14 protein-coding genes are annotated in these 17,525 nt (G+C 70.0%); 7 read left to right on the top strand and 7 right to left on the bottom strand.

Annotated elements, in window-relative coordinates:
* Nucleotides 1–26: 26 nt before the first annotated feature.
* Nucleotides 27–866 (bottom strand): peptidylprolyl isomerase, encoded by an 840-nt coding sequence (locus ACFWGD_RS00270; protein WP_377776530.1) that lies wholly within the window; start codon nt 864–866, stop codon nt 27–29.
* Between the two features lie 184 nt (nt 867–1,050).
* On the opposite strand from ACFWGD_RS00270, the gene ACFWGD_RS00265 reads away from it, so the two are divergent.
* Together ACFWGD_RS00265 and hisS are read left to right on the top strand one after the other, a co-directional pair.
* Complete coding sequence (locus ACFWGD_RS00265) at nt 1,051–1,734, top strand: MBL fold metallo-hydrolase (RefSeq protein WP_377776529.1); 684 nt, start codon at nt 1,051–1,053, stop codon at nt 1,732–1,734.
* Nucleotides 1,735–1,744: 10 nt separating this feature from the next.
* Nucleotides 1,745–3,043, top strand: a complete 1,299-nt coding sequence (hisS, locus tag ACFWGD_RS00260) for a histidine--tRNA ligase (protein WP_377776528.1) — start codon at nt 1,745–1,747, stop codon at nt 3,041–3,043.
* A 16-nt stretch (nt 3,044–3,059) separates the two neighbouring features.
* Here the strand turns inward: hisS and ACFWGD_RS00255 are convergent, their stop codons facing one another.
* The 5 genes from ACFWGD_RS00255 to ACFWGD_RS00235 all read right to left on the bottom strand — a co-directional run bounded on the left by ACFWGD_RS00255 (nt 3,060) and on the right by ACFWGD_RS00235 (nt 8,676).
* Nucleotides 3,060–4,565 carry an L-serine ammonia-lyase gene (locus ACFWGD_RS00255; RefSeq protein WP_377776527.1) on the bottom strand — a complete coding sequence of 502 codons (1,506 nt, stop codon included), beginning with the start codon at nt 4,563–4,565 and terminating at the stop codon, nt 3,060–3,062.
* A 78-nt stretch (nt 4,566–4,643) separates the two neighbouring features.
* Nucleotides 4,644–5,543, bottom strand: a complete 900-nt coding sequence (locus ACFWGD_RS00250; RefSeq protein WP_377776526.1) for a VOC family protein — start codon at nt 5,541–5,543, stop codon at nt 4,644–4,646.
* A gap of 19 nt (nt 5,544–5,562) precedes the next feature.
* Nucleotides 5,563–6,276, bottom strand: a complete 714-nt coding sequence (locus ACFWGD_RS00245) for a CE1759 family FMN reductase (protein ID WP_377776525.1) — start codon at nt 6,274–6,276, stop codon at nt 5,563–5,565.
* A 34-nt stretch (nt 6,277–6,310) separates the two neighbouring features.
* Nucleotides 6,311–7,429: a CE1758 family FMN-dependent luciferase-like monooxygenase gene (locus ACFWGD_RS00240; RefSeq protein WP_377776524.1), complete on the bottom strand. Its 1,119-nt coding sequence runs from the start codon at nt 7,427–7,429 to the stop codon at nt 6,311–6,313.
* A gap of 446 nt (nt 7,430–7,875) precedes the next feature.
* Entirely contained in the window at nt 7,876–8,676 is an 801-nt protein-coding gene (locus tag ACFWGD_RS00235; protein WP_377776523.1) for a CBS domain-containing protein, read from the bottom strand.
* Between the two features lie 34 nt (nt 8,677–8,710).
* Between ACFWGD_RS00235 and ACFWGD_RS00230 the strand changes: the two genes are divergently transcribed.
* Nucleotides 8,711–9,214 (top strand): DUF4112 domain-containing protein, encoded by a 504-nt coding sequence (locus ACFWGD_RS00230; protein ID WP_377776522.1) that lies wholly within the window; start codon nt 8,711–8,713, stop codon nt 9,212–9,214.
* A gap of 7 nt (nt 9,215–9,221) precedes the next feature.
* Here the strand turns inward: ACFWGD_RS00230 and ACFWGD_RS00225 are convergent, their stop codons facing one another.
* Nucleotides 9,222–10,097 carry a neutral zinc metallopeptidase gene (locus ACFWGD_RS00225; RefSeq protein ID WP_377776521.1) on the bottom strand — a complete coding sequence of 292 codons (876 nt, stop codon included), beginning with the start codon at nt 10,095–10,097 and terminating at the stop codon, nt 9,222–9,224.
* Between the two features lie 179 nt (nt 10,098–10,276).
* Between ACFWGD_RS00225 and aspS the strand changes: the two genes are divergently transcribed.
* From aspS to alaS, 4 genes are all read left to right on the top strand, one after another.
* Nucleotides 10,277–12,139: an aspartate--tRNA ligase gene (gene aspS / locus ACFWGD_RS00220; RefSeq protein WP_377776520.1), complete on the top strand. Its 1,863-nt coding sequence runs from the start codon at nt 10,277–10,279 to the stop codon at nt 12,137–12,139.
* A gap of 20 nt (nt 12,140–12,159) precedes the next feature.
* Nucleotides 12,160–13,353, top strand: coding sequence for a phosphotransferase family protein (locus ACFWGD_RS00215; RefSeq protein WP_377776519.1), 1,194 nt, complete (start codon nt 12,160–12,162; stop codon nt 13,351–13,353).
* An 11-nt stretch (nt 13,354–13,364) separates the two neighbouring features.
* Complete coding sequence (locus tag ACFWGD_RS00210) at nt 13,365–14,768, top strand: replication-associated recombination protein A (protein WP_377776518.1); 1,404 nt, start codon at nt 13,365–13,367, stop codon at nt 14,766–14,768.
* An 86-nt stretch (nt 14,769–14,854) separates the two neighbouring features.
* On the top strand, nt 14,855–17,524 hold the full coding sequence (gene alaS / locus ACFWGD_RS00205; protein WP_377776517.1) for an alanine--tRNA ligase: 2,670 nt from the start codon (nt 14,855–14,857) through the stop codon (nt 17,522–17,524).
* Nucleotide 17,525: the final 1 nt, after the last annotated feature.

Genomic DNA, 17,525 nt, shown 5'->3' with positions numbered 1-17,525 from the left:
GGTGGCCGTCGTAAAGCGTCGACCGTCTACGACACCGTCGCGGACTCGATGCGGACCTCCTCGGCGGGTGCGCCGTCGGGCTGGCCGCCCTCGATGCCCTTCTCGGAAATGCCCTTGACCACCTCAAGACCCTCGGGCGTCATCGAGCCCAGGGCCGAGTAGTTCGGCTGGAGCCTGCTATCCGCGAAGTTCAGGAAGAACTGCGAACCGTTGGTGTCCGGGCCGGAGTTCGCCATGGCGATGGAGCCTGCGGGGTAAACGACCTCGGCCGGAGCGTCCGGCTGATCCTTCGGGTACTCATCGGCGAAGGTGAAGCCCGGGCCGCCGGCGCCGGAGCCCGTCGGATCGCCGCACTGCAAGACGTTCAGAATGCCCTCGGTCATGCGGTGGCAGACCGTGTCGTCGTAGTAGCCCTCCTTGGCCATGTGCTCGATGGCATTGACCGCGCAGGGGGACAGGGAGCGGTCCAGCTCCATGGGCACGTCGCCGCGGTTCGTCTTCAGCGTGACGGTGACGGTGCCGGTGGTGGAGACGCCGTCGGTCTTCGGGGTGGAAATCTCCTTGGCCGCCTCGCCGCCGCCGGCCGGGTACTCGCAGGTGACGGTGTCGGGCAGAGCCTCGGAGCGGGCCATGGCAAGGGGCGTGGCCTCCGCCGGCGAGGTGGTCTCGGTTTCGCTGGCGGTGACGTCTTCTTCGTCATCGCCCATGGTGGTCAGGAACCAGATGCCGCCGACCAGGGCGACGAGGATGGCCAGGGTGGCGACCACGACGCCCAACGGTTTGGCCTTCTCCGCGCGGTCGCGGCGGCCGAGCTCGCGCTCGAGATTCTTCATCGCCTCGCGGCGTCGCTGTTCATTGCCCTGCACGGTTGCCTCTTTCGATCGTGTACCGGTCTCGCATGTCGCATGGCGCGACGTCTAGCCGAACATTATGCCCTGCAGCGGCGCCCGGGTGGGGGACGGGGCCCTGGGTGGTGCGGCAAGTAGTATGTTCGACGAAACACCGTGCCCGCGGGCGCTGCGCCCACCTGCTCTTCCAGATAGGAGCCCCATGGAGATCATCGGCTTCCCCTCCGGTCCGCTCGAGACCAACTGCTACGTCGCCACCGGACATTCGATGGAGGGCGACGCGGCCGACGGCCCGATCCCCGTGGTCGTCATCGACCCGGGCATGGACGCGCTGGGGCGGCTGAAGCAGGAGTTCGAGCAGCGCAACCTCAAGCCGGAGGCGGTGCTGCTCACGCACGGCCACATCGACCACACCCGCGACGTCGGCGACGTCTCGCGCGAGTGGGGCATCCCGGTCTACATCAGCCCGCATGACCGGTTCATGCTCGACAATCCGCTCATCGGCGCGGGCCTGAGCCTGGGCAAGATGTTCAACGTCGCCGAGATGGTGCCGCCGACGGACATCCACGACCTCGACGACGGCGACGAGGTCAAGTTCGCCGGCCTGGCCTTCGAGGTTATCCACGCGCCCGGCCACTCGCCGGGCTGCGTCATGCTGCGCGCGTTCGACGGCGGCGATGAGATCGTGTTCTCCGGCGACGTCCTCTTCGCCGGCTCCATCGGCCGCACGGACCTGCCGGGCGCCGACCCGCAGGACATGATGGATTCGCTGAAGAACCGCGTCCTGCCGCTCGACGACGACCTGACCATCCTGCCGGGGCATGGGCCGACGTCGACGATCGGCCGGGAGAAGGCCCATAATCCGTTCCTCGCGCAGGTGAAGTAAAGTTGCCCGGGTGACCGAGCAGCAGAAGCAGGACCAGAAGAAGCAGAAGATCCGCCCCTTCACCGCGCCGAAGGGCGTTCCGGACTACGTTCCGCCGAACTCCCGCGCCTTCGAGGCCGTGCGCGGTTACCTGCAGCATCGGGCCCGCCTGGCGGGCTACGAGCACATCGAGCTGCCGATCTTCGAGGACACGGGCCTGTTCGCCCGGGGCGTCGGCGAGTCGACCGACGTGGTGTCCAAGGAGATGTACACCTTCGCCGACCGCGGCGACCGGTCCGTGACGCTGCGCCCGGAGGGCACCGCCGGCGTCATGCGCGCCGTCATCGAGCACAACCTCGATCGCGGGCAGCTGCCGGTGAAGCTGTCCTACGCCGGCCCGTTCTTCCGCTACGAGCGCCCGCAGGCCGGCCGCTACCGCCAGCTGCAGCAGGTCGGCGTCGAGGCCATCGGCGTCGATGACCCGGCCCTGGACGCCGAGGTCGTGGCGCTGGCCGACGCCTCCTTCCGCGGCATCGGCCTGACCGGCCACCGCCTGGAGCTGACCTCGCTGGGCGACGACTCGTGCCGCCCGGAGTACCGCCGCAAGCTGCAGGACTTCCTCTTCGGCCTGCCGCTGGACGAGGAGACCCGCCGCCGCGCCGAGCTCAACCCGCTGCGCGTGCTCGACGACAAGCGCCCGGAGGTCAAGGAGATGACCGCCGACGCCCCGCTCATGCTCGACCACCTGTCCGACGAGTGCCGCACCCACTTCGAGACCGTCACCGGCCTCCTCGACGACATGGGCGTCGAGTACGTCATCAACCCGCGCATGGTCCGCGGCCTGGACTACTACACCAAGACCTGCTTCGAGTTCGTCCACGATGGACTGGGCGCGCAGTCCGGCATCGGCGGCGGCGGGCGCTACGACGGCCTCATGGCCCAGCTCGGCGGCCAGGAGCTGTCCGGCATCGGCTTCGGCCTAGGCGTCGACCGTGCGCTGCTGGCGCTGGAGACCGAGGGCAAGACCTTCGGCGACGAGCGCCGCGTCGACGTCTACGGCGTCGCACTCGGCGAGGACGCCTCTCGTGCGATGGCGGTGCTCGTCGGCAAGCTGCGCAACGCGGGGATCAGCTCCGACATGTCCTACGGCGGCCGCGGCCTCAAGGGCGCGATGAAGGGCGCCGACCGCGCCGGTGCGCGCTTTGCGCTGGTGCTCGGCGAGTCCGAGCTCGCCGCTGGCGAGGTCCAGCTCAAGGACTTGACCGCGCATGAGCAGCACGCGATTTCGCTTGACGACGCCGTCGCCCAGCTCAAGGCGCGCCTGGGTTAACAGGGGCGCGGGCCGGTCAGCACTCCGTTCTGTTGACCGGCATCTGCAGCGCCACGGCGAGGCCGCCCGTGGACGTCTCCTTGTACTTGGTCATCATGTCGCGTCCGGTCGCGGCCATCGTGGCGACCGCCTCGTCGAGGGTGACGGCATGGTCGCCGTCGCCGAGCCGCGCCAGCCGTGCCGCATTGATGGCCTGGACGGCGGCGACGGCGTTGCGCTCGATGCAGGGGATCTGCACCAGGCCGCCGACGGGATCGCAGGTCAGGCCCAGATTGTGCTCGAGTGCGATCTCTGCGGCGTTTTCCACCTGGCGGGGGTCGCCGCCCATCACCTCGCACAGGCCCGCCGCGGCCATCGCCGCCGCGGATCCGACTTCGCCCTGGCAGCCGACTTCGGCGCCGGAGATCGAGGCGTTTTCCTTCACCACGATCCCGATCGCCCCGGCGGCCAGCAGGAAGCGCCGCGCCGCCGCCGGCGTGAACCCGACGACGTGGTCGAGCCCGTAGCGCATCACCGCCGGGATGATCCCCGCCGCGCCATTGGTGGGCGCCGTGACCACGCGGCCTCCGGCTGCATTCTCCTCGTTGACGGCCAGCGCCCACAGATTGACCCACTCCATGGCCGACAGCGCATCGGCGTGGGTGCCCTCGCCGTCGTCGGCGCGGATCTCGGTGAGCTGGCGGTGCAGGTCGGGGGCCCGGCGGCGGACGCCGAGCCCGCCGGGCAGGATGCCCTCGGCGGCGATGCCCGCGTCCATGCATTCGCGCATCGTCGTCCACACGGCGTCGAGGTGCTCGACGACGATCCCGGCGCCACTGTCACCACCACCTTCGTGCCCCTCGCCACTGTCGCCACCGTCACCACCGTCGCCCCCGTGCAGCGCGGCCTCATTGGCCAGCATGACGTCGGAGACGTCGAGGCCGTGGTCGCGGCATTGGGCGAGCAGCTCATCGCCGGTGGTGAAGGGGTGGGGCACGTCGCCGCCGCGCCCCGTCGTGGTCACGCCCGCGCCGATGTCCCCGGTGCCGTCGCGCAGCACCGCCATGTCCTCGCCGGACAGGACGAACCCGCCGCCGACGGAAAACCACTGCTGCGAAATGGCCTCGTCGCCGGACCGGGCGGTGAAGATCATCCCGTTGGGGTGGCCGTCGATCTCCGACGCATCGAAGTCGATCCGGTAGCGCACCTCGCCCCAGGGGCCGCGGGCGACGCCGTCGGCCGGGACGTCGGCGCCGGGTTTCGGCTCGGCCATCGGCGACACGGTGTCCGGCTCGTGGCCCGCCATGCCCAACACCACGGCGCGATCTGTGCCGTGGCCCCTGCCCGTGGCGGCCAGCGAGCCCCGGAGTTCGACGTGGAGGGTGGGCGAGGGGCCGTCGTCACGCGAACCGTCGAACAGGCCCGCCCGCACGTGCGCGGGCAGGCCCGCAACGAACTTCGACGCCGCCCGCATCGGGCCGACGGTGTGCGACGACGACGGGCCGATGCCGATGCTGAACAAATCCACGACGCTGATGGTCATGTGGCCCACATTACAAATGAAGCGTTTCCGGGGTGTTCCGCCGGCGTTGCGGCGGCGGTGCCATGGCCGCCCGGAGGCTCAGAACCCGTCCGGGTCGATCTTCTTCATGCCCATCATGGTGGCGTAGGCGCCGGGCTTGGCCATCAACTCGTCCATGGTGTCCGGCACCACCTGCCACGACACGCCGTAGCGGTCCTTGCACCAGCCGCACACCTCGGCCGCGGGGTCGGCGGACAGGGCCTCCCACACGCGGTCGAGCTCGTCGCCCGGGCGGCATTCGACCATGAGCGAGATGCCCTCGGTGAAGGCCATGTCCTGCGGGACGGCCGAGTCCATCGCCGCGAACCAGTCGCCGGCCAGACGGAAGTCCGTGAACATCACCGCGCCGTGCTCGTACTCGACCAGCGCGCCGCGCGACGAGTCGTCGAGCACCCCGATCCAGAAGTCCGTCGCCTCGCGGGCATTGTCCTGGTTGGTGCCGCCGAACATGAACGACGGCGTGAGGAACGGGCGCGGGTCGCCGTCGGGGTCGGTGAGCATCAGCTGCCACGTCACGCCGTAGCGGTCGTGGATCCACGCGTACCGCGGGCTGTGCGGGTACTCGCCGAGCTCCATCATCGCGCCGCCGCCGTCGATGAGCGCATCGTGGACCTGGTCCAGGTACGCGCGGGCCAGGTCCGTTCGCTTTGCGACGTCGTCTCCGTCATCCCCGAACTCCGCGGGATCGAAGTTGAGCAAGAAGCTGATCGAATGGTTCGGCCGGAACTCGGGCCCGGCGTTGATCAGGGTCAGGGGCCTGCCGTGGATCTCGACGTCCACGGTCAGGGGCCGGCCCGCCATGTGGGCCTGGAAGTCGGGCAGGCCGTCTTCCGGGTAGGTGACGATCTTCGTGATCGCCGCGTCCCGGAAGACGCCCGCGTAGAACTCGGCCGCCTCGAGGGCGGTGCCGTCGCACCAGATGTTGGGGATGATCCGCATGCCCCGATGGTAGGCGAAACTACCCCAGGTGGCCCTTGAGCAAATCGCCGAAGGACGGGCCCGACGGCTCCTCGATGCCGGAGCCCGACCGGCGGGTCGTGCCGGCGGCCAATCCGCCCACGCCCTGCGCCAGAACGAGGTCGGCGAGTTCGCCCGCGGCGCGGGACACCCGCGAGGTCAGGGGAGCGGTGCCCCCGCCATTTCCGTCGGCTCCGTTTGCAGTGGCTCCGGTACCGCCTCCGCCGCCGCCACCGGTGAACGTGGCCGCGCCGAAGTCGTCCGTGGCGGCGAACACGCCGGTCGGCGCGACCATGGCGCCCATGTAGGAAAACAGCGGGCGCAGGGCGTGGTCGACCGCGAGCGAGTGCCGGGCGGTGCCGGCGGTCGCCCCGAGGACGGTGGGCACGGAGCGCAGGGCGTCGTCGTCAAGCGAATCGACGAACATCTTGAACAGGCCCGAGTACGACGCCTTGAACACGGGCGAGACCGCGATGACGCCGTCGGCGGCGGCGACGGTGCGGCGGGCCTCGTCGAGTCGTGCGGAGGACAGTCCGCCGACGGTGAAGGCATCGGCCAGATCGCGGGCGAGATCGCGGACCTCGATGACCTCGACCTCGGCGGACTCGCCGCGCGCGGTGATGGCGGCGACGGTGGCGTCGGCAAGCATGTCGGCGAGCTGGCGCGTCGACGACGGCGTGGACAACCCGGCCGTGATGACTGCGATGGTGCGCATGTCGGTGCTCCTTTCCAGCGGGATCAGCGGGGTGCTACTTGTCCTCGACGCGGCCCGGCTGCACCTTGTGGTGCGGGTGCTCGCGGTCGAGCTTGAGGGTGGCGTGGGTCGGCGGGTCCGAGGGGACGTGCTCCGGGCGGCGGGCCTCCATGCGGCGGCGGACCTCCGGGACGACCTCCTTGCCCAGGATCTCGATCTGCTCCAGGACGACCTCCAGCGGCAGGCCCGCGTGGTCCATGAGGAACAGCTGGCGCTGGTAGTCGCCCACCCAATCCGCGAACTGCATGGTGCGCTCGACGACCTGCTCGACCGTGCCGACGGTCAGCGGAGTCATCTCGGTGAACTCCTCCAGCGACGGGCCGTGGCCGTAGACCGGGGCATTGTCGAAGTAGGGGCGGAAGAACTTCTTCGCCTTCTCCTCCGTGTCGCCGATGAAGACCTGGCCGCCCAGGCCGACGATGGCCTGGTCCGCCTGGCCGTGCCCGAACTGCTCGAAGCGGCGGCGGTAGATGTTGACCATCTTCGCCGTGTGCTCCTTGTTCCAGAAGATGTTGTTGTGGAAGAAGCCGTCGCCGTAGAACGCGGCCTGCTCGGCGATCTGCACGGAGCGGATCGAGCCGTGCCACACGAACGGCGGGGTGTCGTCCAGCGGCCACGGCGTGGACACGTAGCCCTGCAGCGGCGTGCGGAACTCGCCCGACCAGTTGACGGGGCGCTCGCGCCACAGGCGGCGCAGCAGGTGGTAGTTCTCCACGGCCAGCGGGATGCCCTGGCGGATGTCCTTGCCGAACCACGGGTAGACCGGGCCGGTGTTGCCGCGGCCCATCATCAGGTCGACGCGGCCGCCGGAGAGGTGCTGCAGGAAGGCGAAGTCCTCGGCGATCTTGACGGGGTCGTTGGTGGTGATCAGCGTCGTGGCCGTCGACAGCTGCAGCTTCTCGGTCTTCGCCGCGATGTAGCCGAGGTGGGTCGTCGGGGAGGAGGGCACGAACGGCGGGTTGTGGTGCTCGCCGGTGGCGAAGACGTCGAGGCCGACCTCCTCGGCCTTCAGCGCCATCTGGGTCATGGCGTCGATGCGCTCGTGCTCGGTCGGGGTGGTGCCGGTGGTCGGGTCGGTGGTGACGTCGCCGATGGTGAAGATGCCGAACTGCATTGCGTGCTCCTGGTGTGGTGAAGGTCTATTGCGGGCGAAGCCGGTGACTCCGGCTTCCCTAATTGGTGATACGTCAACAATAACGCTTTGTTGACACGTGCGCAAGTAGGGCGGCACGGCGTGTTTCGACCGGGCGCGCTTCTCAGTGCGGCGTTTCGCGGCGCGGCTGAACCCCCACACCTAGACGCCGACACCACCACCGCAGCGCCCAAACCCCGACATCACCGCCGCTGTGCCCAATCTCCGACATCGCTGCCATTGCGTCTAAACCCCGGCATCGCTGCCGTTGGGTCTAAACCCCGACATCTAAACCCCGACAGGAGTCGAATTGGCGTGGCCAAACCCCGACAACAGTGGTGATGTCGGGGTATTGATGTCGGGGTTTGCGGGGGGCGGGTGGTGATGTCGGGGTATGCGGGGTCCGGGTGTCCACGCGTTCGCGAATGCTAATACGCCCCGAGCTGGACTTCGGCCCACAGTGCGGGGAGATCGGCGCCGCCGACGACGCGCAGCGGCTTCTGGTCGGCGCGGCCGTGTTCGGTGATGATCAGCGCGCGGGGCACCAGGCCGTCGTCGCCGGGGATGGTCAGCGCCGTGACGGCATCCTGCACGGTCGCCGTGCGCGGCATGAAGTACGGCATGTCGCGCGAACCGGCCCATTCCAGTACGTCGGCGACGGTCTTCGCCTCGAGCCGCCCGTCGTCGCCGTAGTCGTGGGCGACCCAGATGGCGATGGCGTCCGTCGTCAGCATCGCCGTGCATCGCCCGCGGTCCTCGCCGCCCTCGTATACCGGGAACTGCGAGTACGTCGATTCGGCGAGAACGGAAAAGACCTTGTCGACGGAGTCCTCCGGCGCCACCGTCACCGGCCGCCGTTCCGGCAGCACCGAAAGCACCAGCGGGGGATCGATGAGCGTACGCGCCAGGCGCTCGGCGTCGGCGACCGTCTCGGGCAGGGGATCGGCGATGGGCCGGCCGTCGCGGTACTCGCCATGGCTGATCGCATTGCGCAGGTCGGAAAACGCCATGAGGGCGGAACGCTGGGCGTCGGAAAGCCGATGCTTGCGGTGGCTGAGATTGACCATCCACTTGAACCCGTCCGACGGCTTGGCGCCCAGATCGCGGCGCAGATGGGCCTCGATGTCGTTGAATGCGGCGAGGAAGGCGGTGGCGTTGCCGCCGGGGGAGACGGCCGGGGCCATGGTGCCGGAATCGCCGGAAGAGCTGCTGCGGGGCGCATCGTTCATGTCGCCGAGGCTACCGGGGCCTACTGTTGGCGGCATGAACGCCGAACACCCCCAGCCGCAAGGCAATGCCCGGCCCCGTTCCCTCAACCGCACGTCGCGCGCGATCGCCCATTGGATGGACGACCTGTTCACTATCCCGGGCACGAACCGGCGGGTCGGGCTCGATCCGATCGTCGGACTGATCCCCGGCGTCGGCGACGCGGCCGGTGCGGTGGCCACGGCGGGCTTGGTCATCGACGGGATCCGGTACCGGGTGCCGTTCATCGTGCTGCTGCGCATGGCGTTCAACCTGCTGCTCGACATGACCATCGGCGCCATCCCCGTCCTCGGCGACGCCTTCGACTTCTTCTTCCGCGCCAACATCCGCAACGAGCGCCTGATGACGAAAGCACTCGACGACCCCGCCGGGGTGGCGACGTCGTCGAAGCGCTATCTCATCGGCGCGGTGATCCTGCTGGTGGTGCTGATGGTCCTCGTCATCGCGCTGGCCATCGCCGCGGTCTGGGGCCTGGTCGCGCTGATCCAGGCCGGGTACTGACCGCGGCCTACTTGTACACGCCCCGCTCCAGGGTGTCGCACTGGGACATCTTGCCGGTCTGGTAGCCGGTCAGGAACGCATCGGCGCGCTGCTCGGCGGAGCCGTGGGTCCACAGGTCGGGGCGGATGTCGCCGCCGGAGTGGCCCTGGATGGTGTCGTCGCCGATGGCGCGGGCGGTCTGCAGCGCGTCGGCGACCTGCTGCTGGGTCAGCGGCTCGAGGATCGCGTCGGGGCCCTTGTCCGCGAAGTGCGCCCAGATGCCGGCGTAGCAGTCGGCCTGCAGCTCGACCTTCACGGCATCGGAATCCGGGCCGGGATCGTTGTAGTTGGACCGGCCGAGCGTACCCTCGAGCTTCTGGATGTGATGCGCGAACTCGTGCGCCACCACGTACTGCTGCGCGAGCGGGCCATCGCCGCCGCCCATGCGCTCCAGCTGATCGAAGAAGGTGACGTCATAGTAGGAGTACTCGTCGGCGGGGCAGTAGAACGGGCCCGTCGACGACGACGCGTAGCCGCAGCCGGACTGGGTGGAACCGGTGAAGATCTCGATGCCCGGCGCCTGGTACTGGATGCCGGCCTGCGCGGGCAGCTGCTCGGCCCACAAGCGGTCGACGGAGATGCCGGTGAATTCGATGCGGCAGTCGACGTGCTCGTTGGCGTCGTCGCCGGTCTGGCAGTGCTCGAATCCCTGCTGCGCCTGTTGCGAGCCGCCGCCGCCCTGCTGGGGTTGCTGGAGCTGGGAGGGGTCGCCGCCGAGGAGCATGAACAGGCCGATGAGGAGCAGGCCGCCGATGCCGCCGCCGACGGCGATGCCGCCGCGGCCGCCGCCGCCACCGCGGCGAGCTCGGTCGCCGCTCTTCTGGAAATCGGAACGGAACGTCATGCACCGAGTATGCCAGCACGAAAGCAGTTGCGGGAGGTGGACACGGGAGGTTCGCCGCTTTACGACGGCCCGGCCCTCAGCCGATCCGCCGTGGCGGGTAGACTGCCTACGACGCGCGCCCGGACGGGTGCACGATCTCGCTTATTCCTCACAGGCAAAACATTGGAAGGACCCCAATAGTGCTGCGTACGCATCTCGCCGGCGAGCTCCGCGCCGACCAGGCCGGACAGACCGTCACCCTCACGGGTTGGGTGGCCCGCCGCCGCGACCACGGCGGCGTCATCTTCATCGACCTGCGCGACCGTTCGGGCCTGGCCCAGGTCGTCTTCCGTGAAAGCGAGGTCGCGGAGCGCGCCCATCACCTGCGCAGCGAATACTGCGTGCGGGTGACCGGCGTCGTCGAAAAGCGCCCGGAGGGTTCGCACAACCCGAACCTGGCCTCCGGCGAGATCGAGCTCAACGTCTCCGAGCTGGAGATCCTCAACGAGTCGGCGGCGCTGCCGTTCCAGCTCGACGATGCGTCGAGCGCGAACGAGGTCGGCGAGGAGACGCGCCTGAAGTACCGCTACCTGGACCTGCGCCGCGAGGGCCCGGCGAAGATCATGCGTCTGCGCGCCGCGATGAACCGCGCCGCCCGCACCGTGCTCGATTCCAACGACTTCACCGAGATCGAGACCCCGACGCTGACGCGCTCGACCCCGGAGGGCGCCCGCGACTTCCTGGTGCCGGCCCGCCTGAAGCCCGGTTCCTTCTACGCTCTGCCGCAGTCGCCGCAGCTGTTCAAGCAGCTGCTCATGGTCGGCGGCATGGAGCGTTACTACCAGATCGCCCGCTGCTACCGCGACGAGGACTTTCGCGCCGACCGCCAGCCGGAGTTCACCCAGCTCGACGTCGAGATGAGCTTCGTCGAGCAGGACGACGTCATCGCGCTGGCCGAGCAGATCCTGGTGGCCATCTGGCGCGAGGGCGGCTACGAGATCACCACCCCGATCCCGCGCATGACCTACCGCGAGGCGATGGAGAAGTACGGCTCCGACAAGCCGGACCTGCGCTTCGACATCCAGCTGACCGAGTGCACCGACTTCTTCAAGGACACCACCTTCCGCGTGTTCAAGAACGAGTACGTCGGCGCCGTCGTCATGGAGGGCGGGGCGTCGCAGCCGCGCCGCCAGCTCGACGCCTGGCAGGAATGGGCCAAGCAGCGCGGCGCCAAGGGCCTGGCGTACATCCTCGTCGGCGAGGACGGCGAGCTGGCCGGCCCGGTGGCCAAGAACATCACCGACGCCGAGCGCGAGGGCATCGCCGCCCACGTCGGCGCCAAGCCGGGCGACTGCATCTTCTTCGCCGCCGGCGAGACCAAATCCGCGCGCGCCCTCCTCGGCGCCGCCCGCGGCGCGATCGCCGAGAAGCTCGGCCTGATCAAGGACGGCGACTGGGCGTTCACCTGGGTCGTCGACGCCCCGATGTTCGAGCCCGCCGCCGACGCCACCGCCTCCGGCGACGTCGCCCTGGGCCACTCGGCCTGGACCGCCGTGCACCACGCGTTCACGTCGCCGAAGCCGGAGCACCTGGACACCTTCGACAAGGAGCCGGGCGAGGCCCTGGCCTACGCCTACGACATCGTCTGCAACGGCAACGAGATCGGCGGCGGCTCCATCCGCATCCACCGCCAGGACGTGCAGAAGCGCGTGTTCGAGGTCATGGGCATCACCGACGAGGAGGCCCACGAGAAGTTCGGCTTTCTGCTCGACGCCTTCGCCTTCGGCGCCCCGCCGCACGGCGGCATCGCCTTCGGCTGGGACCGCATCGTCTCCCTGCTGGCCGGCGTGGAGTCGATCCGCGAGACCATCGCCTTCCCCAAGTCCGGCGGCGGCGTCGACCCGCTGACCGACGCCCCGGCGCCGGTGACCGCGCAGCAGCGCAAGGAGTCCGGCATCGACTTCAAGCCGAAGCCGAAGACGGACAAGAAGCAGGCCGCGCAGGCCGCGCAGGCAAAGGACAAGCAGGCCCCGCAGGGCCAGGACCAGCAGGAGAAGAACTAGGGCGCGAGCCCGAGGAGATCATGGATTCCCACGACCACCACGGCACCGAGCACGACGTCGCCGACCTCATCGCGACGGCCGGGGAGCTGCTGGCCAACCGCTTCGGCGGGCGGCCCGAACTCACCGACCCCGAGGACCTCGGCGGCTCGAGCCGGGCGATGGTCGTGCGCCTGCGGGTGTCGCCGAATCCGTTCCTGCCGGTGCGCTCGCTCGTCGTGAAGCGTCTCCCGGAGTCGTCCGCCGCCGGCGCCGACCCGGCCCTGCTGCGCGAAATCGTGGCGTACCAGTTCGCCACCTCGCTGCCGGAGGACGTGCGCCCCGGCCCCGAGCTGCTGGCGCATGACGTCGCCGAGCGGATCATCGTCATCTCCGACGCCGGCGATGCGCCGACTCTGGCGGATGTGCTGGAAACCGGCGACGACGCCGAGCGGCTGCGCGCGCTGCGGTCGATGGGCGCGGCCCTGGGCCGGATGCACGCGGGCACGGCGGAGCGCGAGGACGGCTTCAACACGCTGCTGTCGCGCATGTGGGCGCGCCACCGCGGGGACGAGGACGTCTCCGGCGAGCGCGACCGCGGCATCGTCCGCGCCATCGAGTCCGGCATGGGCCGGCTGGAGGACCTCGGCGCGTCCGTGTCCGACGGCGTCCGCCGCCTGGCCGGGGAGGCCGCGCGCCGCATTTCCTCGGGCCACCACCGCGCGTTCACGCCCTTCGACCTGGCGCCCGACAACATCCTCATGGCCGGCCGCGTCGGCTTCCTCGACTACGAGTGGGCCGGCTTCCGCGATGCGACGTTCGACGTCGCCAGCGTCATCGCCGGGTTCCCGCTGCACGTGTTCACGGGCCCGCCGACGCCGGAGGAGTCCGAGTCCTTCGTGCGGTCATGGGTCGAGGAGGTCCGCGCCCTGTGGCCGGAGGCCGTGGGCGACCAGCATCTGCGCACCCGCCTGATGACGGCGCTGCTCGGCTGGACCCTGATCACGGTGACGGTGCTGCACTACGGCTCGCCGCAGGCCGCGCTGACCGCCGGCGCGGAGATCCCGGAGGACGCGAAGACGGGCCCGACGGGCTCGCTCGGCGGCGGCGCCCTGGAGCGCCGCGATCTCCTGGGCACCGCCCGCGCGCTCGAGGAGTTCTCCGCGGGCTGCGAGGATCCGCGGTCGGCCGAGGTCGGCGACTTCGCCCGCGCCGTCATCGCACTGGCCGCCGGGTAGGGGCTGCGTCCATGGCCGGGGAGCAGGGGCTTTTCGACGGCCCGGGCGCAGGCGACTTCTCCGCACCGGGATCCGCCGGATCCGCCGGCGGCGGGGACGCCGGCGCCTATTTCCACCCGGGGTCGCATGCGCCGCTGGCGGTGAAGATGCGCCCGCGCACCCTCGACGAGGTCGTGGGGCAGAAGCACCTGCTCGGCGATGGCGCGCCGCTGCGCCGCCTGGTCGAGGGCGGGGGAGACACCTCCGTCATACTCTTCGGGCCCCCGGGCACGGGCAAGACGACCCTGGCCAGTCTGATTTCCACGTCGACGGGCCGGAGTTTCGAGGCCCTGTCGGCGCTCAACGCGGGCGTCAAGGAGGTTCGCGCCGTCATCGAGCGGGCGCGCAAGAACCTGGTCCGCGAGGGCGTGCAGACGGTTCTGTTCATCGACGAGGTCCACCGCTTCTCCAAGACGCAGCAGGATGCGCTGCTGGGCGCGGTGGAAAACCGCACGGTGCTGCTGGTCGCCGCGACGACGGAGAACCCGAGCTTCTCCGTCGTGTCGCCGCTGCTGAGCCGGTCGCTGCTGCTCCAGCTCGAACCGCTTTCCGACGACGACGTCGCGGAGGTCATCCGCCGCACCGTCGCCGACGAGCGCGGATTGAACGGGCGGATCTCGGTCGACGACGAAGCGCTGGCGCAGCTCGTCGCGCTCGCCGGCGGCGATGCCCGCCGGTCGCTGACGTACCTGGAGGCCTCCGCCGAGGCGGTGCCCGACGGCGGCACGCTCGACGTGGAGACCGTCCAGGCGTCGGTCAACCGCGCGGTGGTGCGTTACGACCGCGACGGAGACCAGCACTACGACGTCACCAGCGCCTTCATCAAGTCCGTCCGCGGCTCCGACGTCGACGCCGCACTGCACTACCTGGCGCGGATGATCGAGGGCGGGGAGGACCCGCGGTTCATCGCCCGGCGCATCATCATCCTGGCCAGCGAGGACATCGGCATGGCCGACCCGTCCTCGCTGCAGGTCGCCGTCGCGGCCGCCGATGCCGTCCAGATGATCGGCCTGCCGGAGGGGCGCCTGCCGCTGGCGCAGGCCGTCATCCACCTGGCCACCGCGCCGAAGTCGAACTCGGTGATCGCCGCGATCGACGCCGCGCTCAAGGACGTCCGCGCCGGCAACTACGGCGCCGTGCCCCCGCACCTGAGGGACGGGCACTACAGCGGGGCGAAGGCCCTGGGCAACGCCGTGGACTACCAGTACCCCCATGACGATCCGAGGGGCGTCGTCACGCAGCAGTACCCGCCCGACCCGATCGCCGACGCGGAGTATTACCGCCCCGGCACGCACGGCCGGGAACGCGCGATGCGCGAGCACATGGGCACCCTGCGGGGCATCGTCCGCGGCAAGCCGCGGGGGCGGGCGGAGTAGACCCGGCCCAGGGGGTATGCTGGCACGGCTATCGCCGCCACCGCGCGGCGCACACATCATTGCCGCGAAAGAGGGACCCGACCGTCGTGCAGACCCATGAGATCCGGAAGCGTTTCATCGATCACTTCGTGAATGCGGGGCACACCGAGGTCCCCAGCGCCTCGCTGGTGCTGGACGACCCCAACCTGCTGTTCGTCAACGCGGGCATGGTCCCCTTCAAGCCGTACTTCCTGGGCCACCAGACCCCGGAGTTCGACACGGCGACGTCGATCCAGAAGTGCGTGCGCACCCTCGACATCGAGGAGGTGGGCATCACCACCCGCCACAACACCTTCTTCCAGATGGCCGGCAACTTCTCCTTCGGCGACTACTTCAAGGAAGGCGCCATCAAGCACGCGTGGGCGCTGCTGACCAACCCGGCCGACCAGGGCGGCTACGGCATCGACCCCGAGCTGCTGTGGGTCACCGTCTACCTCGACGACGATGAGGCCCACGACATCTGGCGCGACGTCGTCGGCATCCCCGAGGAGCGCATCCAGCGCCGCGGCATGGCCGACAACTACTGGTCCATGGGCGTGCCCGGGCCCTGTGGCCCGTGCTCGGAGATCTTCTACGACCGCGGCCCGGACTACGGCGTCGAGGGCGGCCCCGAGGCCGACGAGGACCGGTACATCGAGATCTGGAACCTCGTCTTCATGCAGAACGAGCGCGGCGAGGGCACCGGCAAGGATTCCTTCGAGATCCTCGGCCCCCTGCCGAAGAAGAACATCGACACCGGCATGGGCATCGAGCGCGTCGCGTTCCTGCTGCAGGGCGTCGAGAACGTCTACGAGACCGATCTGCTGCGCCCCGTCATCGACGTCGCCGAGAAGCTCACCGGCTCGACGTACGGCGCCGGCGGCGAGGACGGCTACCGCGACGACGTGCGCTTCCGCGTCATCGCCGACCACTGCCGCACCGGCCTGATGCTCATGCTCGACGGCGTGACCCCGTCCAACTCGGACCGCGGCTACATCCTGCGCCGCCTGCTGCGCCGCATCATCCGCTCCGCCCGCCTGCTCGGCGCCACCGGCGAGACCCTGCAGCCGCTGATGGAGTCCGTCCGCGACACCATGACGCCGTCCTACCCGGAGATCACGGCCAACTGGGACCGCATCCTGCGCGTGACGCTGACGGAGGAGAAGGCCTTCCTGAAGACCCTCGAGGCCGGCACGCACCTGTTCGAGAACGTCGCCGCGAAGGCGAAGTCCGAGGGCTCGACGGCGCTGTCGGGCGCCGACGCGTTCGCGCTGCACGACACCCACGGATTTCCCATCGACCTGACCATGGAGATGGCCGCCGAGGCCGGCCTGGCCGTCGACCGCGACGAGTTCGACCGCGAGATGGCCGAGCAGCGCGCCCGCGCCAAGGCCGACAACGCCGCCAAGAAGCGCACCCACGGCGATCTCGGCGTCTACCGCGAGTTCATCGACGAGCACCCGACCGAGTTCACCGGCTACGACAATCTGGTCGACGAGGCCACGGTCATCGGCCTGGTCAGCTCCGGCGAGCGCATCGAGCGCGCGGAGGAGGGCGGCGAGGTCGAGCTGATCCTCGACCGTTCCCCGCTCTACGCCGAGGGCGGCGGCCAGATGGCGGACCACGGGCGCATCACCACCGCTTCGGGCGCCGTGCTGGAGGTCGACGACGTCCAGCGCGTGGGCAAGAAGCTGTGGCTGCACAAGGGCCGCGTCGTCGGCGGCGAGCTGGCCGTCGGCGAGCTGGCGGAGGTCGCGGTCGACGCGGCGTGGCGCCACAAGGCGGAGCAGGCCCACTCGGCCACGCACCTCATCCACGGTGCGCTGCGCGAGGTCCTCGGTTCCACCGCGACGCAGGCCGGTTCGATGAACAAGCCGGGCTACCTGCGCTTCGACTTCAAGTACGGCGAGCAGCTGACCCCGGAGCAGGTCTCGCGCATCGAGGCCATCGCCAACGAGGCCGCCGACGCCGACTACCGCGTCAACACCATCGAGACCTCCCTGGAGGAGGCCCGCGCGATGGGCGCGATGGCCCTGTTCAGCGAGAACTACGGCGACCGCGTCCGCGTCGTCGAGATGGGCGGCCCGTTCTCCATGGAGCTGTGCGGCGGCACGCACGTCGGCCACACCTCGCAGATCGGCCCGGTCGCCGTGCTCGGCGAGTCGTCGATCGGTTCGGGCGTGCGCCGCATCGAGGCGTACTCGGGCCTGGATTCCTTCCGGTACCTGTCCACCGAGCGCATGCTCGCCGAGCGCTTGGCCGCGGAGTTCAAGTCCCCGTCGGCGCAGCTGCCGGACCGCATCGCCGCGCTCTCGGAGCGCCTGAAGGCCGCGGAGAAGCAGGTGGCCGACCTCAAGGCGGCCCGTTTGCTTGCCGACGCCCAGTCGCACCTCGACCAGGCCCGCGTCATCGGCGACGTGACCTACCTCGGCCTGCAGCTGCCGGCGGGCACCCAGGCCAAGGACATCCGCTCCCTGGCCAACGATCTGCGCGGCCGCCTCGGCGACCGTGCGGCGATCATCGCCCTGGCCGCGGAGGCCGACGGCAAGGCGCCGTTCGCCGTCGCCGTCACCGACGCCGGCGTCGATGCCGGCCATAAGGCCGGTGACCTGGTCAAACTGCTGGGCGAGCGCATCGGCGGCCGCGGCGGCGGCAAGCCCCAGCTGGCTCAGGGCTCGGGTTCCGAGCCCGCCGGCATCGAGGCGGGCCTGGCGGCCATCGCCGATTCGCTGGGCTAGG

This window comes from Corynebacterium sp. NPDC060344, from assembly GCF_042725215.1.
GTDB lineage: Bacteria > Actinomycetota > Actinomycetes > Mycobacteriales > Mycobacteriaceae > Corynebacterium.
This window is presented reverse-complemented; position numbering and strand designations above follow the sequence as displayed.